This is a genomic window from Brevundimonas sp. UBA7534 (assembly GCF_002479325.1).
Lineage (GTDB): Bacteria > Pseudomonadota > Alphaproteobacteria > Caulobacterales > Caulobacteraceae > Brevundimonas.
The window spans coordinates 19,920-20,142 of record NZ_DLMO01000024.1 but is presented as its reverse complement, the minus strand read 5'-3'; the positions used below and the strand labels follow the sequence as shown (position 1 = coordinate 20,142).

Genomic DNA, 223 nt, shown 5'->3' with positions numbered 1-223 from the left:
GCCAGGCGGCGGCCCAGGGCCTCGCGCGCGTTGGTCAGGGCGTGGTCGACCAGGGCCTTGCGGTCGCCGCGCTGGGGCCGCTCGATGGAGACGACGCGGCGACCGTCGGCCTGCTTGGCCTTCATCGAGAAGGCCTCTTCCAGCAGTTCCAGCTCGTGCGGGCGGACGTTGGACAGGATCAGGCGCGGGACCGGCTTGTCCTCGTAGAACTGCCCCAGGAAGG

At 71.3% G+C, this 223-nt stretch carries 1 pseudogene; it reads right to left on the bottom strand.

Features of this window, described 5'->3' with window-relative positions:
- Positions 1 to 223, bottom strand: a pseudogene (locus B2U11_RS01660) (excinuclease ABC subunit C); the annotation flags it as partial.